The 24,135-nt window shown below is 58.3% G+C and carries 23 protein-coding genes; 14 read left to right on the forward strand and 9 right to left on the reverse strand.

Annotation, left to right across the window (positions count from 1 at the left end; genetic code table 11):
• Positions 1 to 351 precede the first annotated feature (351 nt).
• The gene (locus tag BMZ10_RS00110; protein WP_093459838.1) at positions 352 to 777 is read left to right on the forward strand and encodes a MarR family winged helix-turn-helix transcriptional regulator; all 426 of its coding nucleotides are present in this window, start codon (positions 352 to 354) and stop codon (positions 775 to 777) included.
• Positions 778 to 905: 128 nt separating this feature from the next.
• Here BMZ10_RS00110 and BMZ10_RS00115 read toward each other — a convergent pair whose 3' ends face one another.
• Complete coding sequence (locus tag BMZ10_RS00115; protein ID WP_093458047.1) at positions 906 to 1,541, reverse strand: TetR/AcrR family transcriptional regulator; 636 nt, start codon at positions 1,539 to 1,541, stop codon at positions 906 to 908.
• A 112-nt stretch (positions 1,542 to 1,653) separates the two neighbouring features.
• On the opposite strand from BMZ10_RS00115, the gene BMZ10_RS00120 reads away from it, so the two are divergent.
• Positions 1,654 to 2,859: an MFS transporter gene (locus BMZ10_RS00120; protein ID WP_093458048.1), complete on the forward strand. Its 1,206-nt coding sequence runs from the start codon at positions 1,654 to 1,656 to the stop codon at positions 2,857 to 2,859.
• 224 nt (positions 2,860 to 3,083) lie between these two features.
• Here BMZ10_RS00120 and BMZ10_RS00125 read toward each other — a convergent pair whose 3' ends face one another.
• Positions 3,084 to 3,401 (reverse strand): hypothetical protein, encoded by a 318-nt coding sequence (locus BMZ10_RS00125; RefSeq protein WP_093458049.1) that lies wholly within the window; start codon positions 3,399 to 3,401, stop codon positions 3,084 to 3,086.
• 270 nt (positions 3,402 to 3,671) lie between these two features.
• Here BMZ10_RS00125 and BMZ10_RS00130 point away from each other — a divergent pair, with 270 nt between their 5' ends.
• From BMZ10_RS00130 to BMZ10_RS00160, 7 genes are all read left to right on the forward strand, one after another.
• The gene (locus BMZ10_RS00130; RefSeq protein ID WP_093458050.1) at positions 3,672 to 3,812 is read left to right on the forward strand and encodes a DUF2256 domain-containing protein; all 141 of its coding nucleotides are present in this window, start codon (positions 3,672 to 3,674) and stop codon (positions 3,810 to 3,812) included.
• An 874-nt stretch (positions 3,813 to 4,686) separates the two neighbouring features.
• Positions 4,687 to 6,258: a hypothetical protein gene (locus BMZ10_RS00135; protein WP_093458051.1), complete on the forward strand. Its 1,572-nt coding sequence runs from the start codon at positions 4,687 to 4,689 to the stop codon at positions 6,256 to 6,258.
• Between the two features lie 1,035 nt (positions 6,259 to 7,293).
• Positions 7,294 to 7,995: a glutathione S-transferase family protein gene (locus BMZ10_RS00140; RefSeq protein ID WP_093458052.1), complete on the forward strand. Its 702-nt coding sequence runs from the start codon at positions 7,294 to 7,296 to the stop codon at positions 7,993 to 7,995.
• A gap of 227 nt (positions 7,996 to 8,222) precedes the next feature.
• Positions 8,223 to 8,786, forward strand: a complete 564-nt coding sequence (locus BMZ10_RS00145; RefSeq protein WP_093459840.1) for a TetR/AcrR family transcriptional regulator — start codon at positions 8,223 to 8,225, stop codon at positions 8,784 to 8,786.
• Between the two features lie 155 nt (positions 8,787 to 8,941).
• On the forward strand, positions 8,942 to 9,751 hold the full coding sequence (locus BMZ10_RS00150) for a helix-turn-helix transcriptional regulator (protein WP_093458053.1): 810 nt from the start codon (positions 8,942 to 8,944) through the stop codon (positions 9,749 to 9,751).
• A gap of 105 nt (positions 9,752 to 9,856) precedes the next feature.
• A complete protein-coding gene (locus BMZ10_RS00155; RefSeq protein ID WP_218147180.1) occupies positions 9,857 to 11,257 on the forward strand; it encodes an NAD-dependent succinate-semialdehyde dehydrogenase in 1,401 nt (466 codons plus the stop codon).
• Positions 11,258 to 11,295: 38 nt separating this feature from the next.
• The gene (locus BMZ10_RS00160; RefSeq protein WP_093458055.1) at positions 11,296 to 12,390 is read left to right on the forward strand and encodes an alkene reductase; all 1,095 of its coding nucleotides are present in this window, start codon (positions 11,296 to 11,298) and stop codon (positions 12,388 to 12,390) included.
• Between the two features lie 534 nt (positions 12,391 to 12,924).
• Here the strand turns inward: BMZ10_RS00160 and BMZ10_RS00170 are convergent.
• From BMZ10_RS00170 to BMZ10_RS00180, 3 genes are all read right to left on the reverse strand, one after another.
• A complete protein-coding gene (locus BMZ10_RS00170) occupies positions 12,925 to 13,884 on the reverse strand; it encodes an alpha/beta fold hydrolase (RefSeq protein WP_256214263.1) in 960 nt (319 codons plus the stop codon).
• A gap of 137 nt (positions 13,885 to 14,021) precedes the next feature.
• The gene (locus BMZ10_RS00175) at positions 14,022 to 14,891 is read right to left on the reverse strand and encodes an SDR family oxidoreductase (RefSeq protein ID WP_093458056.1); all 870 of its coding nucleotides are present in this window, start codon (positions 14,889 to 14,891) and stop codon (positions 14,022 to 14,024) included.
• A 45-nt stretch (positions 14,892 to 14,936) separates the two neighbouring features.
• Positions 14,937 to 15,689: an SDR family NAD(P)-dependent oxidoreductase gene (locus BMZ10_RS00180; RefSeq protein WP_093458057.1), complete on the reverse strand. Its 753-nt coding sequence runs from the start codon at positions 15,687 to 15,689 to the stop codon at positions 14,937 to 14,939.
• A 106-nt stretch (positions 15,690 to 15,795) separates the two neighbouring features.
• On the opposite strand from BMZ10_RS00180, the gene BMZ10_RS00185 reads away from it, so the two are divergent.
• Together BMZ10_RS00185 and BMZ10_RS00190 are read left to right on the forward strand one after the other, a co-directional pair.
• On the forward strand, positions 15,796 to 16,389 hold the full coding sequence (locus BMZ10_RS00185) for a TetR/AcrR family transcriptional regulator (RefSeq protein ID WP_093458058.1): 594 nt from the start codon (positions 15,796 to 15,798) through the stop codon (positions 16,387 to 16,389).
• Between the two features lie 179 nt (positions 16,390 to 16,568).
• The gene (locus tag BMZ10_RS00190) at positions 16,569 to 17,339 is read left to right on the forward strand and encodes an SDR family NAD(P)-dependent oxidoreductase (RefSeq protein ID WP_093458059.1); all 771 of its coding nucleotides are present in this window, start codon (positions 16,569 to 16,571) and stop codon (positions 17,337 to 17,339) included.
• Positions 17,340 to 18,019: 680 nt separating this feature from the next.
• On the opposite strand, the gene BMZ10_RS00195 is transcribed toward BMZ10_RS00190, so the two are convergent.
• The gene (locus BMZ10_RS00195; RefSeq protein ID WP_093458060.1) at positions 18,020 to 18,475 is read right to left on the reverse strand and encodes an anti-virulence regulator CigR family protein; all 456 of its coding nucleotides are present in this window, start codon (positions 18,473 to 18,475) and stop codon (positions 18,020 to 18,022) included.
• Between the two features lie 253 nt (positions 18,476 to 18,728).
• Between BMZ10_RS00195 and chrA the strand changes: the two genes are divergently transcribed.
• Positions 18,729 to 19,931, forward strand: coding sequence for a chromate efflux transporter (gene chrA / locus BMZ10_RS00200; protein ID WP_093458061.1), 1,203 nt, complete (start codon positions 18,729 to 18,731; stop codon positions 19,929 to 19,931).
• A 167-nt stretch (positions 19,932 to 20,098) separates the two neighbouring features.
• On the opposite strand, the gene BMZ10_RS00205 is transcribed toward chrA, so the two are convergent.
• A complete protein-coding gene (locus BMZ10_RS00205) occupies positions 20,099 to 20,470 on the reverse strand; it encodes a winged helix-turn-helix transcriptional regulator (protein WP_093458062.1) in 372 nt (123 codons plus the stop codon).
• A gap of 97 nt (positions 20,471 to 20,567) precedes the next feature.
• Between BMZ10_RS00205 and BMZ10_RS00210 the strand changes: the two genes are divergently transcribed.
• Entirely contained in the window at positions 20,568 to 21,293 is a 726-nt protein-coding gene (locus BMZ10_RS00210) for an SDR family NAD(P)-dependent oxidoreductase (protein ID WP_093458063.1), read from the forward strand.
• Positions 21,294 to 21,600: 307 nt separating this feature from the next.
• Here BMZ10_RS00210 and BMZ10_RS00215 read toward each other — a convergent pair whose 3' ends face one another.
• Complete coding sequence (locus tag BMZ10_RS00215) at positions 21,601 to 22,194, reverse strand: NADPH-dependent F420 reductase (protein WP_093458064.1); 594 nt, start codon at positions 22,192 to 22,194, stop codon at positions 21,601 to 21,603.
• Positions 22,195 to 22,204: 10 nt separating this feature from the next.
• The gene (locus tag BMZ10_RS00220) at positions 22,205 to 22,957 is read right to left on the reverse strand and encodes a 3-oxoacyl-ACP reductase family protein (protein WP_093458065.1); all 753 of its coding nucleotides are present in this window, start codon (positions 22,955 to 22,957) and stop codon (positions 22,205 to 22,207) included.
• Between the two features lie 111 nt (positions 22,958 to 23,068).
• Here BMZ10_RS00220 and BMZ10_RS00225 point away from each other — a divergent pair, with 111 nt between their 5' ends.
• Positions 23,069 to 24,007 carry a LysR family transcriptional regulator gene (locus BMZ10_RS00225; RefSeq protein ID WP_093458066.1) on the forward strand — a complete coding sequence of 313 codons (939 nt, stop codon included), beginning with the start codon at positions 23,069 to 23,071 and terminating at the stop codon, positions 24,005 to 24,007.
• Positions 24,008 to 24,135: the final 128 nt, after the last annotated feature.

The following is a 24,135-nucleotide window of genomic DNA, read 5'->3' on the forward strand; positions in this document are numbered from 1 at the left end:
GACGTCTAACAAGTACTGGATCGTGCAGGGAGGGAGCGTTGGGGCGGACCGGACATACCGTGGCTGAACAGAATCAGCGACGTACCGAGAGGCCGGGTATTCGAGAATGTGAGTGAGCAAGTCGAATTCATGATGGTGACCGACATTTTTATTTTTAGAGGTGACCCGACGTTAAATCGTCTGTCGTCGTACAACGCTATAGTTATAGCGAGCGTTTGATCTGCCTGTCAATCTCTAAAAAGGGCGTCCGGACGCCTGCAACGTCCAGGCTCATGCCCGACGTTTCGGACCCTGCAGTATGTCGCGCGAAGATCAGTTGACTAATGTGCATATGCACATATGATGGTCGACATGAAAGAAATCACTGGCCCGGATCTCTGCCACTGCCTCGCCGCTCGGCGCAATGCGAGATACCTCACACGACTTTATGACCGACACTTGGCTGCGGCGGGTTTGTCTGTGTCGCAATTTTCGCTGCTGGCGATGCTGGCGGAACACCCTGAAATTTCGGTATCGGATCTCACCGAATTGATGGTGATGGAACGCACGACCCTGGTGAGGGCGCTCAAGCCCCTGCAACTGGCAGGATTCGTTCATAGCCGCGCCGAAGGGCCACGCGCTGCGTTACGTCTGTCTCTCTCATCGGACGGGCAGTCGAAATTGCGCGAAGCCGAGCATTATTGGCAATCGGCTCAGACGGAGCTTGAACAACAGGTCGGGACGGATAGCGCGGTGTCCCTGAGAGCCTCGCTGCTGGCGGTTGTGCCTAGCATTTGATGTGCCGGAGCCTGAATTCGAATAACCGGAACCTGTAACCTGGCCTCAGCAGCCAGGCATCCGGTTCCACGCGCAAAATCCGGTGCGTCGTCCTGATGCGATCGGTGATCGAATCAATATGCCTGCCGTTAAATCTCGCTTCGCTGACCCTCGTGAATCCGCAAGCTGTCCCACAAGCCCATCATCTGCGTGACGGCGGCATCCAGCGCAGCGTGTGGAATGTCGTCGCGGGCCAGGGTCGACAGGCCCAGCAGAAAGCTGTCGAACGCGGTGGCGAGCGTCTGGGGCGTCACGGTCGTGGGCAGCTCGCCTGCAGCGATGGCGCGCTCGATGCACCTCACGATACCCGCTCGGTTCTTGTTTCTCGCCTGAGCAAGCGGCGCCGAGATCGCCTTGCTCTCATCCGAGCACGCGCTCATCAGGCCCAGTGACACCAGACAGCCTCTGGGATGATCCGGCTCACACTGCATCTTCGCTGAGCGTCGCAGGGTGAGTTCGATCGCGTCGCGTGGCGGCAGGGTCTCATCGAACAGGCTGTCAGTGACCCGGCCGTGAGTGGTCAGGTATCGCGCCATCACCTCACTGAACAAGGCCTGCTTGGAGCCAAAGGCTGCGTAAAAGCTGGGCGCGGTGATGCCTCCGCCCATGTGCGCCTTGAGCAGGCTGAGCGGGGTCGCGTCATATCCATGCTCCCAGAACAGGTGCATGGCCTGAGTGATTGCCAGGTCGCGGTCAAAGGTGCGGGGACGTCCCATCTGCGCCATGTCGAGTCTCCTTCAGCCAGCGGTACTTAAATACTAATCGATACATAAGTCGTTGACCAGACGAGCGTCGATCCCTATATTTATACCGATCAGTATATTAGTAGGTGATCGCATGACTCACGATGAGAAACAGAGCGCCAGGCTTCCCTTAGGCGCGTTGCTGGCACTGGCGATGACGGGGTTCATCTGCATTTTGACTGAAACATTGCCTGCCGGTTTGTTGCCGCAGATCGGGCGCGGGCTGGAAGTCTCCGCCTCGTTGACCGGGCAGTTGGTCACTGTGTACGCGCTCGGCTCTTTGCTGGCGGCCATCCCGCTGACCATCGCCACCCAGCGCTGGCGCCGCAGAACGGTGTTGCTGCTGACGATTGTCGGCTTTCTGGTATTCAATTCCGTCACGGCGCTGTCGTCCACCTATTGGCTGACACTGGTCGCACGGTTTTTCGCCGGTGTCTCTGCGGGACTGGCCTGGAGCCTGATTGCCGGTTACGCGCGGCGCATGGTGACGGTGCAACTGCAGGGCCGCGCGCTGGCCGTGGCCATGGTGGGAACACCCATTGCCCTGTCGCTGGGTGTGCCGATGGGCACCTGGCTGGGCGGATTGATCGGTTGGCGCATGGCGTTCGGCTTGATGTCCGGACTGACCCTCTTGCTGATCGTCTGGGTGCTGGTCAAAGTGCCCGATTACCCTGGGCAGTCCTCATCTCAGCGCATGGCGTTGCGACAGGTTTTCCTCACGCCCGGCGTGCGCTCGGTGCTGGGTGTCGTCTTCACCTGGATGCTGGCTCACAACATTCTCTACACCTACATCGCTCCCTTCATCGCCGGCGCAGGGCTGGCGGATGACGTGGATCGGGTATTGCTGGCATTCGGTGTCGCGGCGCTGGCGGGTATCTGGATTACCGGGCGGCTGGTTGACCGTCATCTGCGATCGACCGTGCTGGCCAGTCTCGCCGCGTTCGCAGCGGTCGCGGTTTTTCTGGGACTGTTCTCAAGCGATGCCTTGGCCGTCTACGTGGGTGTCTTCATCTGGGGCCTGACCTTTGGCGGCGCCGCGACACTGTTGCAGACCGCGCTCGCCGACTCGGCCGGCAAGGGCGCTGATGTGGCGCTTTCCATGAACGTGGTGGTCTGGAACAGCGCGATCGCAAGCGGCGGGTTGCTGGGTGGCGTGTTGCTCGGTCAGTGGGGAATCAGCTCGGTTCCCTGGGTCTTGCTGATCTTGTTGCTGCTCAGTCTGACCATCGCAACGCGAGCGCGCGTCCATGGCTTTGCCGCGGGTGAAAGGCAGTCCGGCGAAATGGTCGTAGGCCATTGACCGTGAGCAATGGGCGTCGCCCGACTTGCAGGCGGCCGGCATTAGTGTGAAGCCAGCGGAGGAACGGTCAGCCGTTCCTCATCCATCGCCCGTCTCGGCACGTCCGCATCCAGATAGAACTCGTCCAGCTGCGGAGGCGCAACCTGGGTACCAGAGAGCTCATGGCTCAACGCGCCTGGGCGAGGAAGGTGTTCATGGGTAAACCCCTGCATCCTGGCTGCGGATCAATCTTTGATAACTTTAAGCAATTGTTCGCTCGCCTGCGCTGCCACCGCGCCCGCTTGCATGTCTGCCCAATCTGCAAAGTCTGTATTGGCGGCAACGAAGGCATCCCACTGTTCGTCTGCTACAGATTCGAAGTCTTCGATGGTATGCACGTCATAGCCGGCCGACTCGCAGAAGGTGATGAAATCCGGGCTTCGGGAATGCCTGGACATAAAAGCCGGGTTGAGCAAATCCAGCAGCAAGGAACGTCGGGTCTCTGCAAGTCGCTTGGCGGCCTCCGTCAAGCTTTCATAATGAACGGTGTCTTTGGTTTCCATGATTTACTCCTGCTACAGCCAAAGGAATCTTCTGATCTGCAGGGTTGACCTCGCGGTATCTGAGTTGGTTCGAGGGGGGAACCGGGCGCACGATGGCTGGCAGGCGGGAGGGGCTTCGCGGAGCTGATGAACGTCTTGAAGGCTCGACGTACGTGCTGCGTGCATTGATCGAGGGAACGACCTCACGCTTTGGCGGGATCAAGATTTCGAAGAAACGGCCGATCAGTCCAGTGGCGCCTCAGAGGCCAGCTTGGAGAGTGGAGGAAAAAGGTGAAAAAGAGTGAGCTGCCGACCAAGACCTGTGCCAGTTGCCAGCTGCCCTTCACCTGGCGCAAAAAATGGGCGCGGTGCTGGGACGAGGTCAGGTATTGCTCGGAGCGGTGCCGACGTGCGGGAAAACATCACAGGTAAATGACGGATGAAAGCGGAAACAAGCGACGCACCGGAACGCATTACTCGAAAGAACCGCAGGCGCGGGATGCCGAATCTGGTTGCGTTTCTGGCAGTGGCAAGTGTTGTTGTGGTCAGCGCGTTTCTGTGGGCAAGCCGATCAGAGCCTCATCGCCGCATCACTTCAACGGGGCCCGAAGCCCGAGCAGTTGTGGAGGCGAACAGTGGCGTTGTCATAAGGAGCACGCCAGCCACGTTGAGCGCCGAGGCATTCCCCGCAGATCGACAGACCAGCTTCAATGATCAGAACTTTGTCCCGGCTGGCGCCCACAACATCGTCACCTTTCATCACAGCCCGGGTGACAGCCCTCGGGTTGAGGCGCCGGCGAAGGTGAAGCTGACAATTGTCCGCCAAACGCCCAGCATGAGAGATCGCGCTTGCTGGCCTTATCGGCAGGGGAGTATCGAGGCTCGCAACTGTCGATTGTCAGTGGGTCTCAAGCATCGAGACTAGGGCTAAATCAACGCTCGCGCTGCTTCCTACCTGGCATAAGACTCGTGGCCATCAGTCGACCTTAGAGATGCGACGGGCTGAGCGGGAACGAGTCTTCATTCTGAAACATAACCGTCAAATACCGCCTGTGCATCAGGAACCGGAACGATGCGGTCGGCCACACACCTCTATGAATACCTTCGCGGGTAACAGCGACGGATCCCTATATCCAGAGAGGACTTCATCATGCGCGTGTCTGGCCAGCAAACCCCCGTTTCTTCACACTCCATCGAACTTCCAGAGCGGTCAGGCTCCAGTGCCGTCACCGACCACGCCAGCGTGGGGCACGGTCATCCCCAATCCGGACAGGTGAGCGCCGCGGCTGTAAGCGAGGCCCGTGAAATGAGGCATCTGCTCACGGGCTATATAAGCCGCCAGTTCGCGCCTTATCGAGAGCGCCTGGATGCAGAATCGCCCCATCGCGGAGAAATTGATCGCATCATCGAGAGCCGAGTCAACAAACTGATGGAAGCGAACATCTCGTTCGAAGAGCTTCGAACGGTGATGGACAAAGCGAAGAAGATGGACCGCAACGCCTCGGTTGTATCGGGCACGGTTGGCGGTTTGCCGTTTGCCCTGGCGTCGACGCTGCAGGCCGCCATTCCCGTCATTACAGGCGTCGGTGCGAATATTCAGAATCCGGTGGCGAAAGCGGCAGCTCAAGGGGCGATCGCGCTCGCCACGGCGTCAGTGATGGATCAGGTCGGCGGCGCTTCCATGAAAAAACTCCGAGAAGATGCGTATTACCTGCAAGCGCCCGGGGACAAACTGCATGATTCGTTGAATGCCGCGCTGGAGACGATCGATACCAAAGCGAACTTGGCCATCAAAAACGGATTGGAGGCGCAGACGTTCACGTTGCGAAATGCGGGCAGGTGGATCGCAGGTCCGGTGGCCGCCGCTTCAAATCCTGCGGCCGAGCCCATTGTCGATACCGTCCTGGCCATTACCGGAGGACTGGCCGCCGGTGCCGGTACCGGTTATGCCGCACACACGCGTCGCACCGAGCAATTCACCAGTGGCCCGGCGCTGCTGTTGGGACGCAGAGATGCCGAGCCCAAAGAGGACCTGAATCAGGAAACCGAGTGGTTCGACACCTTGCAAGCGTTGCGGGGCGCAAACACCATGACTACGCCTCTCATCAATGCCGGAGGGCGTCTGGCCGATGCGGGCCGCACACTGTTCACCGATCCGCTCGGGGCGGTGTCGAGAACCGCAAAGGGCACTTTCACCGCGTCCGGTGCAGCGAACGTCAGCACACTGACCGGTGGCTTCGCCGCCCTGGAAGCCGCCAAAGGCGCTGCGGTAAACGCGTTGAGCGAACACCCTGTCTTGGGGTCGGTTGCAAAACACGCCATCAATACAATAGGAGGCGCCGCAGTTTTTGGTGCCAATGCTGCAAGCGTCGCTGTCGCGGACAAGCTGGTTGGGGATTTGACGTCGCCAGGTAGAACAACAGCCGAACCCGTGGCGGGCGCGACACCGACCGCGTCAGTGCGAGAGGAAACGGAGGGGGCACCAGACGAGGCGTCAGGCCGTCTCGGCAGACGTTCCAGTCAACAATCCCGGCAAGCGGGATCTGAAGCGAATTCGCTTGCGCGCACCAGCCTCACCGGCAATCGGATCATGAATGCCGAGAACACGGCGCCCAACTCCCTGAAGTCTTCAGCAGGCAGTGTCCGGGCGAGCCTTGACGGCGGGCAAGCCCAGCCAACGATCAACGACGGCCCCTCAAGCCAGGCCGAGCGGCCGGGCTCGCCGTCTTCGAGGAACTCCGCCGAGCGCCCGGTTCGACCTTCAGTGCAGACAGAAAACCTCTCGGACGACGATGCATCCAGCTATTACACCGCCACAGAGGACGCAGCCGATGACAACGAATCCGTCTACTTCACTCCGCCACAAAGCCCGGTTTGAACAGGCTGGATGATGGGTTCGACACCGTGGCCGCAGTCGTCCGGGACAGTACTGCGACCATGGCGTCTTGGCCCGACTCAACGGGGTCGGATTGAAAACGCCTGATCTCCACAACGCTGCACTCAGCATCTTGCGCGACAACCGAAGAAAGCACATGCACCGCTGCGAAGCGGCCATCAGTGGTTGCCGGTCCTGTTGCGGGGCGCCGCGCACATCAGGGCCGTGCGCGTCAGAGTTGGGCCGCTGAATGAAGCAGCAGGTCCTCACAACCATAACCGGCCCCGAGCTGCATGCCGACCGGCAAACCAATTTTCGAATCCTGGGCCAGCGGCATTGTTACGCCGAGAGGGTCGGGCGCGAAGGTCGGTCACCAGATGGACCAAGGACCGCTTCTTTCCCGTGCATGGTCGCGATCAGAACAGCGAGACGGGTTTCGCTACCGGCAACCTTTTGCACCAGAACAGCGGGGGATTGAGCAGGATCGAGAGCGCTTGATGCCGACGCGCTCAGAAAGGCAGATGTCATGACTGAGTCCATCTGGCCAGGGGTTCGCGGTAAGGAACCCAGGCGCCGGGGATATTCCGGCGCAGATGACATTTGAGTCACGCTGGCATGCCGGGCCGGAATGCAACTTTCATATCGACACTCGTAAACACTCGACGCAGAACGCATCTGAACCCAAGGTCGCCGTTCGTGAAAGGCTCCATCAGATCCCGACGCGGACCGTCGCGAGGGGCGACCCTGGGCGATAGCTTTCTCCATCTCGCAGTCTTTTACACCCCAACCAAATCCGACTGCTTTCCCAAAATCGGGTACCCGGGCTCAGCAGTTTATTTCACGAACGCCTTCCGCACTCATGGCCAGACTTGGTCGTCACTCGTCTGTCGAGCTCGTGGTCAGGTGCGCCTGGATCATCGCGAAAATTAAAAGACTAACAAATGTTAGGTAGGTGTTGACATGCCCAAAAGCGAGAGATAAATTAGCCACACCTAACGAACGTTAGGTAGAAAATTCCTCTTCCTTCTGGAGCTGACCATGACCGCTAAACTGCAACTCTTCACATCGCCATCCGCTTTTCCCAACCCTCAACGCCTGCGTCTGTTCATGCACGAAAAGGGAATAGCGGACCAGTTCGAAGAAACGATTTATGACATGGCCCCCGGGGGCGAGCAGCGCGGGTGGCGTCACCTCAATATGAATCCTTGGGGTGAAACGCCCACGCTGAAACTCGCAGACGGCAGCTTCATTTCCGAAACGGCCGCTATCGTTCGCTATCTCGACCAGTCCTATCCAGGTCGCAAGATCATGGGCGAGACCGCGTTGGAGCAAGGGCTCGATAACATGTGGGATAACCGGGTGTGGGTGCATATCCTGTACCGGATCGTGACGGCGTTTCACGTGTTGCACACCGGATTGGGCTTCAAGCTTGAACTGACGAAGAATGAGGCGTGGGGCGAGCACTGTCGCAAGGAAGCCTTGGCCCATGCAGCGTTGGTCAATCGTCACCTGTCCGATGGCCGTGAATGGTTGCTGGGCGGCGACGCTCCAACCTTTGCTGACATCACGCTGGCAACCGCGATTGCCTTCTCCAAGTTCCCGGTCAACGCCACCCCACTGGATGAGCGCTTCGAGTTCCTCGATGCCTACTGGCAGCGCTGGCAGAAACGCCCGAGCTTCCAGGCTGCCTATGCTGATCGGAGCAGCGGAATTCCGGAACTGGATTCGCCGTCTGAGTGACCTCGTGCTGCATGAGTAGAGTCGTCGGGACCGCAATGCATGGCGCTCCCGACGGAGCTATTTCTGACTCGGTGTTCGAGGGGGACGGGATGTGTGACGACGTGCCTCATCGGCATGAGTTGAACGGGTGTGGTGACGGATGTACAACAGCACTACCTAACAAAAGGTAGGTTTTTTGATTTAGCATGGCGAACTTCCGAAAAACCACCAAGGACAAAGGCAAAGCAATGACGATCAACGCCCGGGAAGCCATTCTGCTGGCGGCGCGAAATATCGCCCAGTCCCAAGGCTACAACGGCCTGAATTTCCGTGATCTCGCCACTGAGGTGGGAATCAAGCCCGCGAGTATTTACTACCACTTCCCAAGCAAGGCTGATCTGGGTGTGGCGGTCGCCAGGCGTTACTGGGAAGACGGCGCTGCGGCGCTCGAAGTGATCTCACTGGAAACGCCAGATGCGCTCGACGCACTGCGTCGTTTTCCCGAGATTTTTCGTCGTTCACTGGAGGCTGACAACCGGCTCTGTCTGGGCAGCTTTGTGGGCGCGGAAACCGACAATTTGCCGCCAGAGATGACGCAGGAAATTCAGGCTTTCGCGGAGGTGAACGTGGCTTGGCTGAGCAGGCTTCTCATAGCCGCCAACCTATGCAAGCCAGAAGACAGCGAGAAGCGCGCCCGTGCGATTTTCTCGGCCGTGGCGGGTGCTCAGCTGATCGCCAGAAGCCGATCGGACATCTCGCTATTTGACACGCTGATTGATACCTATCGTGCATACGGACCCTTGCCAGCGTAGGGGAGGGGACCGACCCGGAGTGTGTCAGGGCCCGAATCAAGCCATCGTCGCCGTCCTGAAAGGGGCGTCACGGAATTCATTTGATCAAGTTGATAAAACCGGATCTCATCAACGGTTCTACGATCCGTCGACGACCCGTCGCACCTGAGGGACCCATGACCAAGAGACCATCGTTAGAAGCACGGCGTGAATTCGGAAAATTCCTCTCTGCGGGACGAGCCCGTCTGGATCCCAAGGATTTCGGTCTGCCAGAGGGGCCTCGTCGCACCCCGGGTCTTCGTCGGGAGGAAGTCGCCGTCCTGGCGGGTGTGAGCGTCAGCTGGTACACCTGGCTGGAGCAAGGTCGGGATATCCAGCCGTCACCTGACGCGCTGAGGCGTATTTCCAAAGTTCTCAAGCTCGATCACGTCGAGTCTTCGCATTTGTTTGCGTTGTCTGCACTTGAAGCGCCTGCCCCAGCGGCTGGCGGCGGCATCACTCCAGGACTGGAAATGCTTGTGCGCGCGATCAATCCTGTCCCTGCTTATGTGCGCAACTCCCGACTCGACATTCTGGTCTGGAACGACGCGATCGCTGATTTGCTCGTCGACTACGGCTCCTTACAGCCTCATGAGCGCAACACCCTGCGTCTGTTGTTTCTGTACATCCCGTATCGGACGTTGATTCTGGATTGGGAGCAAATGGCCAGGGGAATGATCAGCACCTTTCGCGCCTCCCGGGCACTCGCTCAAGACAAGGCGCCGTTCGACAGTCTGGTCGAGGAGCTGTCGGCTCAGAGCCCGGAGTTTCGAGAGTGGTGGCAGGAGACGGAAGTCAAAGGCTTCGACGAAGGACGCAAGCGGTTGCTGCATCCAGTCAGCGGCTATATCGACTTTACTTATGTGGCGCTGACGCCGGAAGGCAGGCCCGATCTTTCGCTCGTGACGTACATCCCTCGCCACCATGCCTATGACTCTGACTCATAGGATAACAAGACGCCTTATTGGCCTTCGCGAACACCCCCAAAGTAGCGTCCATCGCAGCGCAAACCGCGTTGCAGCGACACTTTAAAGGTGATCCCGATGACCGCAATGAACCCCGCTTCGACTGCACCCGCCTTTGCGACTTCACGTAATCCGGCAACGGGTGAACTGATCGCGACGTACCCCTTCCAGACGCCGAGTGAGGTAGAACAGCTGCTGGATACCAACGCGGCCGCCTTCCGCCTGTGGCGTGCCACCCCGATGCGCGAGCGAGTAACAGCCTATCGTCGTCTGTCCGCGACGCTGCGAGACCGTTCGGATGTGTTTGCAGCCTTGATCACCGCCGAAATGGGCAAGACTCTGGCGTCGGCTCGGGCGGAGGTGGAAAAGTGTGCCGCGACTATCGAATGGATTGCCGACAATGGTCCCGCGATCCTGGCTGATGAGCCCGTTGACGTCGAGGGCGATGATCAGGTTCACGTCTCGTTCCTGCCGATCGGCACCATCCTGGCCGTGATGCCCTGGAACTTCCCTCTGTGGCAGGTGATTCGTGCTTCGGGTCCGATCATGCTTTCAGGCAACGGTTTCCTGCTCAAGCATGCCCCTAACGTGATGGGCTCTGCGTACGCACTGCAAGAGGCATACGAGGCCGCCGGTTTCCCTAAAGGACTGTTCGCTAATCTCATCGCGGACAACGACACAGTGGCTCGCACGATCGAGGATCCGCGTATCGCAGCCGTCACTCTCACCGGCAGCATGCGTGCAGGGTCGGCAGTCGCGGCCACTGCCGGCAAGGCGCTCAAGAAAAGTCTCCTCGAACTGGGCGGCTCCGACGCCTTCGTCGTCCTGGCAGACGCCAATGTCGATCTGGCCGTCAAAGCCGCCGTTGAAGCCCGCTTTCAGAATGCCGGGCAAGTTTGCCTGGCGGCCAAGCGCTTCATCATCGAACAGCCGATCGCAGAGGAGTTCACTCGTAAATTCGTGGCGGCGGTCCGGCAATTGAAGGTCGGAAACCCACTGGACAGTGAGAATAACGTCGGGCCAATGGCGCGCGGCGATCTGCGGGACGAGCTCGATGGTCAGGTTCAGCGCACCATCGCCGCCGGTGCCACCTTGCTGCTGGGAGGCAAAAAAATGGAAGGCCCTGGCAACTTCTACGAACCCACGGTCTTGGCCAACGTTCTGCCGGGAATGGCCGCATTCGACGAGGAAACCTTTGGACCGGTCGCCGCAATCACCGTTGCTGAAAATGCCGAACATGCCATCGCGCTGACCAATACCAGTGATTACGGGTTGGGCGGCAGCCTGTGGACACAAGACCAGGCCCGCGCCCAGCGCATCGCTCGCCGACTGGAAACGGGTGGGGTTTTCATCAACGGCTTCCCTGCCACGAATGCACGCATTCCGGTGGGCGGAGTGAAGAAAAGTGGCTACGGCAGAGAGCTCTCGCATTTCGGACTGCGCGAGTTCACCAACGCGCAAGCCGTCTGGGCCAAAACCGTCGACTGAGCGGCCTGTCAACTTCCTCATTCTGCAGAGAGAATTTCATGACCAATCGTATTGCAAGCCCGATCCTGCAGCCTGTCACCTTGGGTGGGTTGCAACTCAAGAACCGCATCGTGATGGCGCCCATGACCCGCAGCCGGGCAGATGACAATGGCATACAGCCTGATTATGCCGCCGAATATTACGCCCAGCGCGCTGGCGCGGGGCTGATCGTCACGGAGGCGACCAACATTTCAGCCCAGGCGCGCGGTTATACCCGCACGCCCGGGATTTGGAACGAGGATCAAATCACGGCCTGGAAACGGGTGACACAGGCCGTACATCAGCGCGAAGGCAAGATATTCCTGCAACTGTGGCATACGGGGCGCATGTCTCACCCCGACATGCACGACGGGGGGTTGCCCGTCGCGCCCTCAGCCATCAAGCCACACGGACAGATTCGCGTACATGAAGGCATGAAGGATTTCGTCACGCCTCGTGCGCTCAGGACCGATGAAATTCCGCTGATCGTCGAGGACTACCGTCGGGGGGCTGAGAATGCCAAAGCCGCAGGTTTCGATGGAGTGGAAATTCACTCAGCCAACAACTATTTGCTGGAACAATTCATTCGCGACAGTACCAACGTTCGGACCGACCGTTACGGCGGCTCGCTGGAAAATCGCCTTCGCTTCCCGCTGGAGGTCGTCCAGGCTGTCATCGACGTGTGGGGCGCCGAACGAGTGGGCATCCGTATTTCGCCCGTAACCACTACGCCTGGCGAAACCCCGCTGGACAGCGACACTATGCGCACGTTCGGCACCTATGTTGCCGCGCTGTCAAACCTTGGACTCCTGTATGTCCATGAGATCGAAGGCGTCACGCAGCAGAGTCGAGAGGAGGTTAGCGATGTCAGCTTTGCCGCGCTGCGACGGGCGTTCCGCGGTGCCTACATCGCGAATAATCAATACACGCTGGATCTGGCCGAGCAGACGCTGGCCGCCGGCGATGCTGACTTGTTCAGCATCGGACGCCCCTTCATTGCCAACCCTGATCTGGTCGCGCGTTTGGCCAGCGGCGCGCCTTTGGCAGAAGCACCCAAAGCCTACTGGTATGGTGGTGATTCGACCGGCTATTCGGATTGGCCAACGATGAGTTGAGGTCCGCTGGGTTCACAGTTGCCCATTCGCTCCCAGTGCCGTCGCTTCTGCGACGGCATTTGTATCGGAGTTAGCGTCTGATGACTGATTCAATGCGAAAAACCGGCATTGGTCAGGGGCAGGGGATGATAACGGAGATGTCGTTATTGATTTATCTCCGGACGTCCTCAAGGCAGCGAATATGAATGTCGGTGATTATCTGAGTGGTGAGCGGGTCGAAAGAGCGGCGGTGCCAAAGCCAATCCGCGAGGTCGACGCGAAGACAGACGGCCGGTTGCTATCCATGATGGACGGGCGCGGGATCAGCCGGTAAGCAGATCGCCCAACGCTTTCCCGGCTCTGGATTCTGGTGGAGGAATCACAGGCCGAGTTCGCGTCACGGGTTACAGTGCTCTCGTCGTAGAAGATGTATTTGTGCGCCCGCAAAGTTGGAGTGACCGGACGGGAAGGTGTTTTTGCCGTGCACCACGGTGCCAGCGGTATTCAGTGAAAGTTTCTCCTTGCTGGCGTAGTTAGGTGCAGGCTATTTCACTGCTACGCTCCTGGAACTACTCGATCAAGGAAGGTGTGTATCTCATTGCCGATTTCACTGCCGTGAGTTTCCAGCGCAAAGTGTCCGGTGTTGTAAAAGTGAACCTCCGTATTCCTGTCGTCACCTTTGAACGCGTTTGCTCCTGCGGGTAAAAAGAAAGGATCATTCTTTCCCCAGACAGCGAGAATCGGCGGCTGATAGCGACGAAAATACGCTTGAAATGCCGGGTAGAGTGCTACGTTGCTGCCGTAATCTCCCAACAGGTCAAGCTGGATTTCATCGTTACCTGGTCTTGCAACCGATGCTGCATCCAGCGTGTAGGTTTCAGGGGCCACGGCTGTCGGATCCGGAGCTCCTTGGGTATACAGCCACTTTATCGTCCCAGGTTTCAGCAAATCGCGAAGTTGATCGCGATTCACCTGACTAGGCTGCGACCAATAACGCTGAAGGGGTTTCCATCCTTCGCTGAGGCCTTCTTTGTAAGCGTTGCCATTCTGCGTAATGATCGCGGTGATTCGCTCTGGATGAGCCGCTGCTAAACGCCATCCGACTGGAGCTCCATAATCGAAGACCCCCAGTGCATACCGTTTGAGCTCAAGCCTTTGTGTGAAACTGTCCATTGTTTGCGCGAGATGATCGAAGGTGTATGCATAGTGGGCGCGATCGGGGCTTGCTGAAAAACCGAAACCGGGAAAGTCGGGTGCAATGACGTGATAACGGTCAGCGAGCTTTGGTATCAAGTTTCGGTACATAAAAGATGACGTTGGAAAGCCATGCAGGAGCAGCACCGTTGGCGCTTTTGGATCACCGGCCTCTCTGAAAAATATCTTGACGCCGTCTACCTCGGTCTCGTGATAACTGACCATTTCGTGCTGCCCCGAGCTCGGCTCAGTTGATGCTTGCACGAGCGAGGTTAAAGCTCCGGCGGATAACATCACACCGATCAATAAAATCTTACTCATCAGCCTAGAACTCCTGATCGAAAAGGGCTTCGGTATTGTTGTGAGAGGCAAGCGGTTGGGCATGGAGAGTCGCCTTGAGCCTCAGTGCCCAAGCAAATGAAAGGTCAGACGTACGAACTACCAAAATTTCCTGGCGCTCAACTTCCGTAAATCTGTCTTAAGTAAGTCTTGTAGCTGAGGGGCGCGCGGCCGGTCAGCCTTTCCAGGTCGCCTGTCACTTGCTCGAACTCTCCCACCGACACGGCGTGTGACCATTCGCTCAAAAAGTCGGCAAAGTGTTTGGGCAAGCCCCGCGCTTCCAGTATTTGCGCATACTGCCGCGCTGATACGCCCTTGAATCCCACCAACTTGCCACTTATTTCCGAAAGCTCCGCCGCGACATCCGAGAAGGAGAAAGCTTCGCTTGCACCCAATGTGTAAGTCTGGTTTTCGTGCCCGGGTTCGGTAAGAACCACCGCATTGGCCTCAGCCAGATCTGATCGAGCAACGAGTACCCCCTTGCCTTCACCTTGGGTTAAACGCACCCCCTCCTCGAGAACGAGTTCGCCCAACATGAATGGCAGCACATCGAGGTACAAGGAATTACGCAGAATGGTAAACGCCAATCCACTCGCTTTCAGTGCCGCTTCGGTGTCTTTATCGGCTTGCGTCACCATCGAAATCTCAAATGTCGATCCAGGTTTGCGCTGAATTGACGTGTAGATGATGTGTTTGACACCTGACGCCTTGGCAGCGTCGATGACATTCAATTGCTGGGTCAGTCGGTCGGTAAATGCCACGGCCGAGATCATCAGCACCTTGTCCACATCACGAAACGCGCTCATCAGAGAGTCGGGGTCGAAGTAATCGCCTCGCCTGACATCAACGCCTCGTTTAGCCAACCCGATGGCCTTGGCGGGGTCTCGTGCCAGTGCGGCTATTCGCTCAGGCCCAACGCGCCTCAGCAATGCCTCGACAGTCAGCTTTCCCAGCGCCCCGGTTGCACCGGTCACTAGTATTTTGCTCATCGTATATACCTTTCTTTTGAACGCGGATTTGGATGCTTCGAAAACTCACACCTGTGTCCATCCACCGTCCACGGGGATGTCTGCGCCGTTGATATAGCTGGCATTCTCGGATGCTAGAAACACCGCGACTTTCGCAATGTCATCGGGCTCGCCGACACGCCCGGCCGGGATAAGCGTTGCGAAGTGATCAAGCATTCCTTGAGCAGCGACTGAGTCCGCAGCCCCGCCCTTGAGCCCCGGCGTTTCAATAGCGCCAGGGCTGATAGTGTTCACCCGAATCTTGCGGTCCTTGAGGTCGACCATCCAGCCACGAGCGAGACTTCGGATCGAGGCTTTGGTAGCGGCGTAAATGCTATTGGCCGGTAAACCCTTACTCGCAACCAGCGAGGATGTCAGCAGTATTGCGCCGCCGTCAGCCAAGAGCGGCAGCGCTTTCTGAACGGTGAAGATGATCCCCTTCACATTGACGTCGAACAGGCGATCCACCGAGTCTTCCGTTATCTCGCCGATGGCCCCCTTTTCGAGAATGCCGGCGTTGGCAAAGACGATGTCCAGTCGGCCTTTTTTGAGGCCGATGATTTCATAGAGCCGATCCAGATCCGCAGGGCTGGAAGAGTCCGCTTGTACAGCGATTACGTCCCCGCTGATCTGCGAAACTGCCTTATCCAGTTCCTCTTGCCGGCGCCCGGTGATGAACACACTCGCGCCTTCCGCGGCAAAACGCTTCGCTGCCGCCAGCCCCAGCCCCGAACTCCCCCCGGTGATAAGCGCGACTTTTCCCCGCAACTGCTGCGTCATGAATACCTTCTCTTGTTGTGAAATTTAGTGATCGATAAATTAGAGAGGAGTAGTATTGCGGTCAACATATAAATAAACTGATTAGTAAATTACAGGAGCAGACTGCTTGCCACGCCCCAGAAAATACGATGAAAACTTGGCGCTCGACCGCGCGATGGAGGTGTTCTGGGCCTTGAGTTACGAGGGCGCCTCAATGACTGAGCTCACCAAAGCAATGGGCATGAACGCGCCGAGCGTTTATTTCGCATTTGGTAGCAAACGAGGGCTTTTTGATGCGGTGCTGGAGCGTTACGACGTGCGTCGCATTCAATACAAGGAGTCGATCCTTAAAGCATCAACGGCTCATGAAGCGATCGAGCGAACCCTGTATGGCGCCATCGAGTGGTTGACCGATCCCGCTGAGCCGCCTGGTTGCCTGCTCATGCAGTCAGGTCTTACGAGCGGCGCCGCAAGTCAAGATGTATGCAATGAGCTGGTGCGGCGTCGTGATCGGGTTATCCCGCTGCTTACGGAAATATTTGAGCACGGGCAGAAGAACGGAAATGTGGTTGGCACGGCAGACGCAGGGGCGCTTGCGCGCTATTGCCAGACGATCTTTAGTGGGTTGTGCGTGCAGGCCGCCGCGGGCTGTTCGCGAACCGAACTTGAGAACTGCGCACATCTCGCGCTTGCAGGCCTTAATGAGTTCTGGTGCCAATGAGATCCTCGATTAAGACAAGGTACTGTCAGATATGGCCGCTGTGCAGAGTGCTTTTTTATTCGCTGTTCACGCAGCGATGTTTCACCGAGTGACCGGGTATGGCTGCTGACGGTTCCGTATGCCAGATCATCAAGGTTTTGCGCAAAGGGCGATTTTGCCCTCATTAGAGGAGTAGGGCCGTGACAGACGAAACAACGGTATCTTTGAATGGCAAGGTCGCGCTGGTGACGGGTTCTGCACGGGGGCTGGGCTTTGAAATTGCCAAACAACTCGGACTGTGCGGTGCCCGGGTGATCATCGGTTCAAGAGAAAGCGGCAGAGCGACTACCGTCGCATCTGATCTAAAGGGTCTAGGCATCACTGTCTCAGCGTTGAAGCTCGATGTGACCAGTGAGGATGACAGGCTCGCAGCATTTACGACAATTGATGCCGATTACGGCAAGCTCGACATACTGATAAATAACGCAGGCGTGTTGCTCGACAGCGTGGATGCGGGTGTACCTGCGAAATGGCGCCCAAGCGAAACCCCGGTCAATGTCCTGCGTGAGACATTCGAGGCCAACTTTTTTGCTCCCGTATTGCTGACGCAAAGGCTGCTACCGCTGTTGAAACGTTCAGAGGCAGGACGGATTGTGAACCTCGCTAGCATTAGAGGTTCCCTCACACACCTGTCGGATCCTGACTCGCCTGTTTATCCCGGCCATGCGTTGGCTTATGACTCATCCAAAGTGGCCCTCAACGCGTTCACGGTGCTCTTGGGAGAGGAACTGCGCGACACCTCAATCAAAGTCAACGCGATTCATCCCGGTTGGTTGCGTACAGAGATGGGAGGTAAAAATGCTGACCTGAGCGTTGAAGAAGGCGCTCGAACAGTCGTCCAGTACGCTTGCCTTGCAGATGATGGTCCCACAGCAGGTTTTTTTTCCCGCGACGAGCGCATGCCTTGGTAAGTAGGCGTCGTTACCGTGTGCGTGCAGCGGGTGCTGGACAGGGTAACTGGGTGCCCTGGATGGCAGCCGCTAACAAGCACGCGGCGCGTTAGCCGCTTTTTCCTCAGCGGGTCATTCTTCAAATTGGTAATGGAGGAAGCAAGACAGCATCCGTCACAGGCATAGTTTTCAATATGCCTCGCCTTCAACACTGGCCGCGAGTGCTTTCGCCATTTCCCGGGCCTTAATGTTTGCCGCATCGCTGTAGACGAAGGAAATAACCCCTCTGCGATAATCAAACAGAGACTGTCGCCGTGTTGGCGAGTATTCAATACTGATAAACGTTCATTTGTAAGCTCGTCTTTTTTATTGTAATTCCCGCCAGGTTATATCGCTGCTCACTATGTTTGGAGATCGAACAAGAAGTTTAAGAGTCAGCGTATACAAGCTTTCTAAGTTCTGTTGCAATAGATCCAAATGTATTGGAGTCTGCGCCTGATATGTTAGGAAGAGAAGCCCGCCAGTTCACAGCGTCTTGAAGCTCGGCCACGACGGTATTCCGTGTTGTCCCGTTCTCTCGTTCTTCAGGGTCAGAGGAAACAGCTGAGATATCCGGCAGTGCCGGCACCCCTTGATGATTCATCACGCTCTATGACCGGTTCTGGCCATCAGCAGAGACTGAGACAATTTCTTGGACCTCGTCAGTCGAAAGCATCATTCAAAACTTCGTAAATGAGGCCGGTTGCCAATGCAACCAGTATCAGATCAGTGCCTGCCTGCTGCCATTCGTATCCGTCATAGCGAGGAAGTTGGCCGAGCAACCTGCCGTCCAGCTTCTTTGCAATCCCTGGGGGAAGAGGCTTACCCCCGGCGAGATTCTTTTGAATGCCTGGAGGAAGCGCAGGGCCCGGAGCCCAGTAGTCCCTGGCGCCGCTCACGATGCCCAGGATGGTCCCTCGATTGATGCTCGGGCCATGGCCTTGGTCATTGCTGCCGTTACTTCTGCCTTTACTGTTCTGATTTCCCTGTTTGCCGGTGCCTTGGCTGTGTCCTTTGCCTTGACCATTTCCGTTGCCGGGGTCAGCCAGGGCCGCCGTCGGGCAGCCCAACAACGCCAAACATGTAGTAACTGCCACTAGCGAGCTGGAAATACGCATGAGTTTTGCCTGATGGATGGGGACGTGTGTGAAGCTTAGCGGGTTCGAGAGTGCTGATAAGAACGATCACGACCCTTGCTCGCCGTGATCACGGAATATGCCCGGGCCGAAACGTTTGTGTCGATCGATCGTGGCCCTGGCATTTTTGACTCCTGACCAGGCGTTTAAAGATCACCAATACCTGAAATAGAGCCTGTTTCCTGAGTGCTGTCTTGGTTATGTTGGCAACTCCAGTTTTCAGAGATAAAAGCCGGTGTCTGAACAGCGCATCATCGACAGCCGCCCGTGGGGCGTGTTTCTGGTTTTTCTGCGGCTGGGTCTGACCTCGTTCGGCGGTCCGGTCGCGCACTTGGGCTATTTCCGGGATGAAATTGTGATTCGTCGCCGTTGGCTAAGCGAGCAGGGATATGGGGATCTGGTGGCTATGTGTCAGTTCCTGCCGGGGCCGGCGAGTAGCCAGGTCGGTATCGCGCTTGGTCTTTGCAGAGCCGGGTACGCTGGCGCAATCGCCGCGTGGGTGGGCTTCACCGCGCCCTCGGCGATCGCCATGATCCTGCTGGCCAAAGGCCTTACCTTTTATGGTGAAACGATTCCTGCTGCAGCGTTGCATGGCTTGAAAGTTGCGGCCGTGGCGGTAGTGGCCCAGGCGCTTTGGGGCATGGCACGGAATCTGTGTCCGGATGCATCGCGAATCAGCCTGATGGTTCTGGTGGCCTGTTTCACGGTCCTGGTGTCGTCTATCTATGCTCAATTACTCAGCATGGCGCTGGCAGCCGTCTTCGGAATGCTGCTGTTCACCTCAACGCTGCCGACGTCGCGAGAACCGTTGCCGTTGACACTCCCGCGCAGTGCAGGTGCGTTTTGGCTATCGCTGTTCGTCTTGATGCTCGCAGGCTTGCCCATACTCGCGGCTACGTATCCCAGCCACACGCTATCGCTGCTTGCTGCGTTCTTCCGGGTAGGGTCGTTGGTGTTCGGGGGTGGGCATGTCGTGCTGCCGCTGTTGCAAACCGAGGTCGTGCCCACCGGGTGGGTTGCCAACGATGTATTTCTGGCGGGATATGGCGCTGTTCAGGCGATGCCTGGGCCGCTGTTTACCTTTGCAGCATTTCTTGGAGCCTCGATCAGCGAGGCGCCAAGTGGCTGGTCAGGCGGACTGCTGTGTCTGGCGGCAATCTTCGCGCCTTCGTTTCTGCTGGTGATGGGTGCTTTGCCCTTCTGGGAAAGCCTGCGGCAGAACAGGCGCATGCAAGCTGCGCTCATGGGCGTGAATGCGGCGGTGGTTGGTTTGCTTCTGGCCGCCTTTTATCAGCCGGTATGGACCAGCGCGATCCTGGCCCCGCAAGACTTCGCGTTGGCACTGATGGCGCTGCTTGCATTGATGCGCTGGCAGCTGCCGCCCTGGTTAGTGGTGCTGGGATGTGGCGGTGCCGGCTGGTTGGCGACTGCTGTCTAGCTCGTTTCGCGGCGGGTGGCCGCTTTCGACCATCAACGCATCACTGACGCAATGCTGCCCTACGCGCAATAGCGTGGATGCATCGCTGATGAACGATTCGTTTTGCGCTGTTGCCGATGGCCCAAAAAGGCCGATCCATCGCCAGGTTTTAAGGGCACTCACCTATGTCAGCTTCTTTCTGACGTGTCATACGCATATTGCGCTCTTTCCATCGCGGGACCATTGGCAATCGACCAGTTGTAAAGGGCCGCGAATGGTTCGCGTAGTGAGCAGCCAAGGTCGGTAATGGTGTACTCGACGCCGATTGGCCGCGTCGGCAGCACTTGTCGACTGATGAGGCCGTTGCGCTCCAGACGCTTTAATGCGTCAGCCAACGCCTTGTGGGTAATGCCATCAAGCCGGCGCTTGAGATCGTTGAACCGTGCCGGTTGCGTGCAGAGGACACTCAGGATCAGCACCGTCCACTTATTGGCGATATGTTCGAGGATCGGCCGCGTCGCGGTGACATCGAGCGGCAGTTCGAGCACGTCTTTGGACATGGGTATACACCTCGATATCTAGGCACCATCAGGTGCGTCCTTGTGATTAGATATAAGAATGATAGCTTGTTCGTCATCATTCACGATGGGAGGACGTATGAGCACTCTTTCAGACAAAATTGCCGTTGTGGTCGGTGGCCATGGGGGTATTGGTGGTGCAATCGCAGAACGATTCGCGACGGAAGGGGCGACCGTCTACGCCACAAGTCGTCGCGCCGAAGAGGGAGGCGTCGAGCTTGGTGCCGGCAGGCTGTACCCTCGTCGCGTCGATGCTTCCGATCTGACGGCGCTCGTTGCCTTCTTCGAGGAGGTGGCCAGCGAGGCGGGGCGGGTGGATGTGCTCGTCGTCAACGCCGGTATCTCCGAGTACGCGACACTTGCTGACATCAGCGAGGATCATTTCGACAGGACCTTCGACCTCAATGTGCGTGCGCTGCTTTTTGCCGCCAAGGCCGCAACGGCGATCATGCCGGATGGTGGTTCAATCGTGCTGGTAGGCTCGATTGCCGATGCGATCGGCACCAAAGGCTATGGCGTCTACGGAGCGACCAAGGCCGCCGTACGCTCATTCGCGCGAACCTGGGCCAATGAGCTTGCTAGCCGCAACATCCGCGTCAACGTGGTGGCCCCGGGGCCGACCGACACCGCCATGATGGCAGCGGCGTCCGACGAGGTGCGCGAGACGCTGACGAAGCTGATCCCGCTCGGACGCATGGGGCGGGCAGATGAAATAGCTTCGGCCGCGCTGTTCCTTGCAAGCGACCAAAGCAGTTACATCACCGGAGTCGAGCTGCCGGTCGATGGTGGCATGGCTCAGGTCTGACCTGCGCCGCCTGAATGCGCGCCGTCGAGAGAGAGGATCGTTGGGAGTCAGCCGCATTGACTCACGGCCACTGCGCGGTGCTGGCTGTCCTGAACTGAGTGACCAGTATCATCCTGCCGTCAACACGGCGAATGCTCCGAGCGTCAACGCACTCAGAACCCGAGGCGATCGACCGTCAGCCCGCCAGCCAATGCGCCGAGGCCGATCCCCACCGCAGCGATCGAAAGCAACGAGGAGGCAGCGGTTGAACAAGTCAAGGGGTTGCACAAGCGTCTCGAAAAGCGAGGCCGCACCCGCGGCCTGCCTGTCAGTTGTGTTTGACGAGGTTGAGTCCGGGAATCGGACCACCGGGGAACTGCGCCAACTGGCCTTGTTGCAGCCCCCCTAGATCGATTCCGAAAAAGCCCAGCTGTGTGATCAATCCCGCGACGGTCTGTTTGGCCTGCGCGTCTTCGCCGGCATAGAACAGCACTCGCTTGCCGCCCTCAGCTTCCGGGTTGGCCAGCAACGGCGGGGCGAGGTGGTTGAACGCCTTCACCAGCCGGGCGCCGGGCAGCAGCTCGGCGACAACCTGAGATGAGGTATTGCCCTTTAGATCGAACGGCTTGAACAGCGGCGCTTCGATCGGGTTGTTGGTGTCCACCACAATCCGGCCATCCCACCGGCCTAGCCCTTCGACCGCCTTGGCAATCTTCGACCAGTTGACCGCAAGGAAGACGACGTCCGCCTGGCTGGCCTGCTGCGCCGTGACCCCTTGAGCGAGCGGGCCCAGCTCAGCCACCAGTGACGCAAGGCTTTCAGGGCCGCGACTGTTGGCGATGCTGACCTTCAAACCTGCATTGACGATCAGACGGGCAATGGCTGTGCCGATGGCGCCGGCACCGATGATGCTGATATTCATGACAGCCTCCTCAAGCAGTGAAACCACCGTCGACCATCAACTCGGCGCCGCTGACGAAGCTCGCTTCCGGGCTTGCCAGGTACGCGACTGCGCTGGCGATGTCTTTACCTTCCCCATAGCGACCGACCGCAATGTTGGGGCGCACGAAATCGGCCACTGGACCATCGCCAGGGTTCATGTCGCTGTCGGTCGGGCCCGGGTGAACGGTATTGACGGTAATGCCGCGAGGGCCCAGATCACGAACCAGTCCGCGGCTGAACCCGGCGACTGCGCCTTTGGTCAGGGTATAGGCGGAGGCTGTGGCGAACGCTGCGTACTGCACCATCGAGCTGCCAATGTGAATGATGCGTCCGCCTTGCCCCATATGTTTGAGCGCCTCTTGGGTGGCGACGAACACTCCGGTGACGTTGACGGCGAGGATGCGCTGGAAGTCTTCGAAAGAGATTTCGTCTGGCGCGCCAAGGACGCTGATGCCGGCGTTGTTGACCAGGATGTCGACCTTGCCGTAACGCCTGGCGACCTCACTCACCGCAGCACGCACAGCGTCAGGGTTACCGGCATCGGCTGCCAGTGCAATGGCCTGGCCGCCTGCGTGGACGATGTCATTCACGACCGATTCGGCACGCTCGGGCGACGCGTGGTAGGTAATGGCAACAATGGCGCCATCAGCGGCGAGGCGCTTGGCAATGGCAGCGCCGATGCTGCGCGAGCCGCCGGTCACGATCGCGATTTTGCCAGTGAGGGGGAGGGTGGTTGCGTTCATCGTTGTAGCCTCAGATGTTCAGGAAGTGAGGCTATGAGACGCTTTTCATATCTTTCCCAGTAGTGGGTAGTCGCTATAATCATTTTCAATGATTACTTGAAGGTGGGGCTCATGGAAACGTTGGCGAATCTGCTGTCATTCGTGCGCAGCGCTGAAGCCGGAAGTTTTTCAGCGGCAGCACGTCGGCTCGGTTTGACGCCGGCAGCCGTCAGTCGCAACGTCGCCCAGCTCGAAGCCAACCTGGGCGTTCAACTGTTCCAACGCAGTACGCGCCGCGTCACGCTGACCGAGGCGGGCGAGCGTTTTCGCGGGAATGTCGAGCCTGGCCTGGAAAGCGTGCAGGCTGCGATTGCCGATATCACCAGCCATGCAGGCGAACCTGCGGGAGTGCTCAGGCTGACAGCTGCACCGAGTTTCGGTCGTGACTTCCTGCTCCCACTGATGCCCGCTTTCCTGGCTCAGTACCCGAGCGTGATACCGGAGTGGCATTTGGACAACCGGCAGGTGGACCTGGTCGCTGAAGGGTTTGACGCCGCCATTGGAGGAGGCTTTGAACTCGCACCGGGTCAAGTCGCCCGGGAAATAGCACCCGCGCACCTTATTCTCGTAGCCTCGAAAGCGTATCTCGCGGGCAAAGGCCGCATTTCCACACTCGACGACGTGTCACGTTTGGAGCATCTGGCCATGCGTTCAAGCATGACGGGCAAGGTCAGAAGCTGGATGCTGCAAGGCCCCAAGGGCCAGCAGCGGACGTTGGAAATGAAGCCGCGCCTGCTTGTCAACGATCCCCAGGCACTGTGCCAAAGCGTCTTGCTGGGGTTGGGCGTTGCGCTACTGGCGGTTCCGGATGTGCTCAAAAACCTTGAAGACGGCAGTCTGGTGCGAGTGCTGCCTGACTGGTACGTCAACGCGGGTCAGATCTCCCTGTATTTCTCCAGCCAAAAACTGCTGCCTGCCAAAACGCGGGCGTTTGTGGACTTTCTGGTGGGCCACGCGCGGCAGGAGAAGTGGGGGCAACGGCTCGACGCGCGCCGGACCGCGGGCCATTGAATCATTCAAGGGATAGCAGCAGCCAGCGACACAGCTGCTGATTGATCGAGTGATAACGGTTGCACTAGGCGGTCTGTTAACCAGATCCAGCCGCCGCGCCACCGGGTACCCGACGATGTGACCGGCTT

Source organism: Pseudomonas sp. NFR16, assembly GCF_900108875.1.
Classification (GTDB): Bacteria; Pseudomonadota; Gammaproteobacteria; order Pseudomonadales; family Pseudomonadaceae; genus Aquipseudomonas.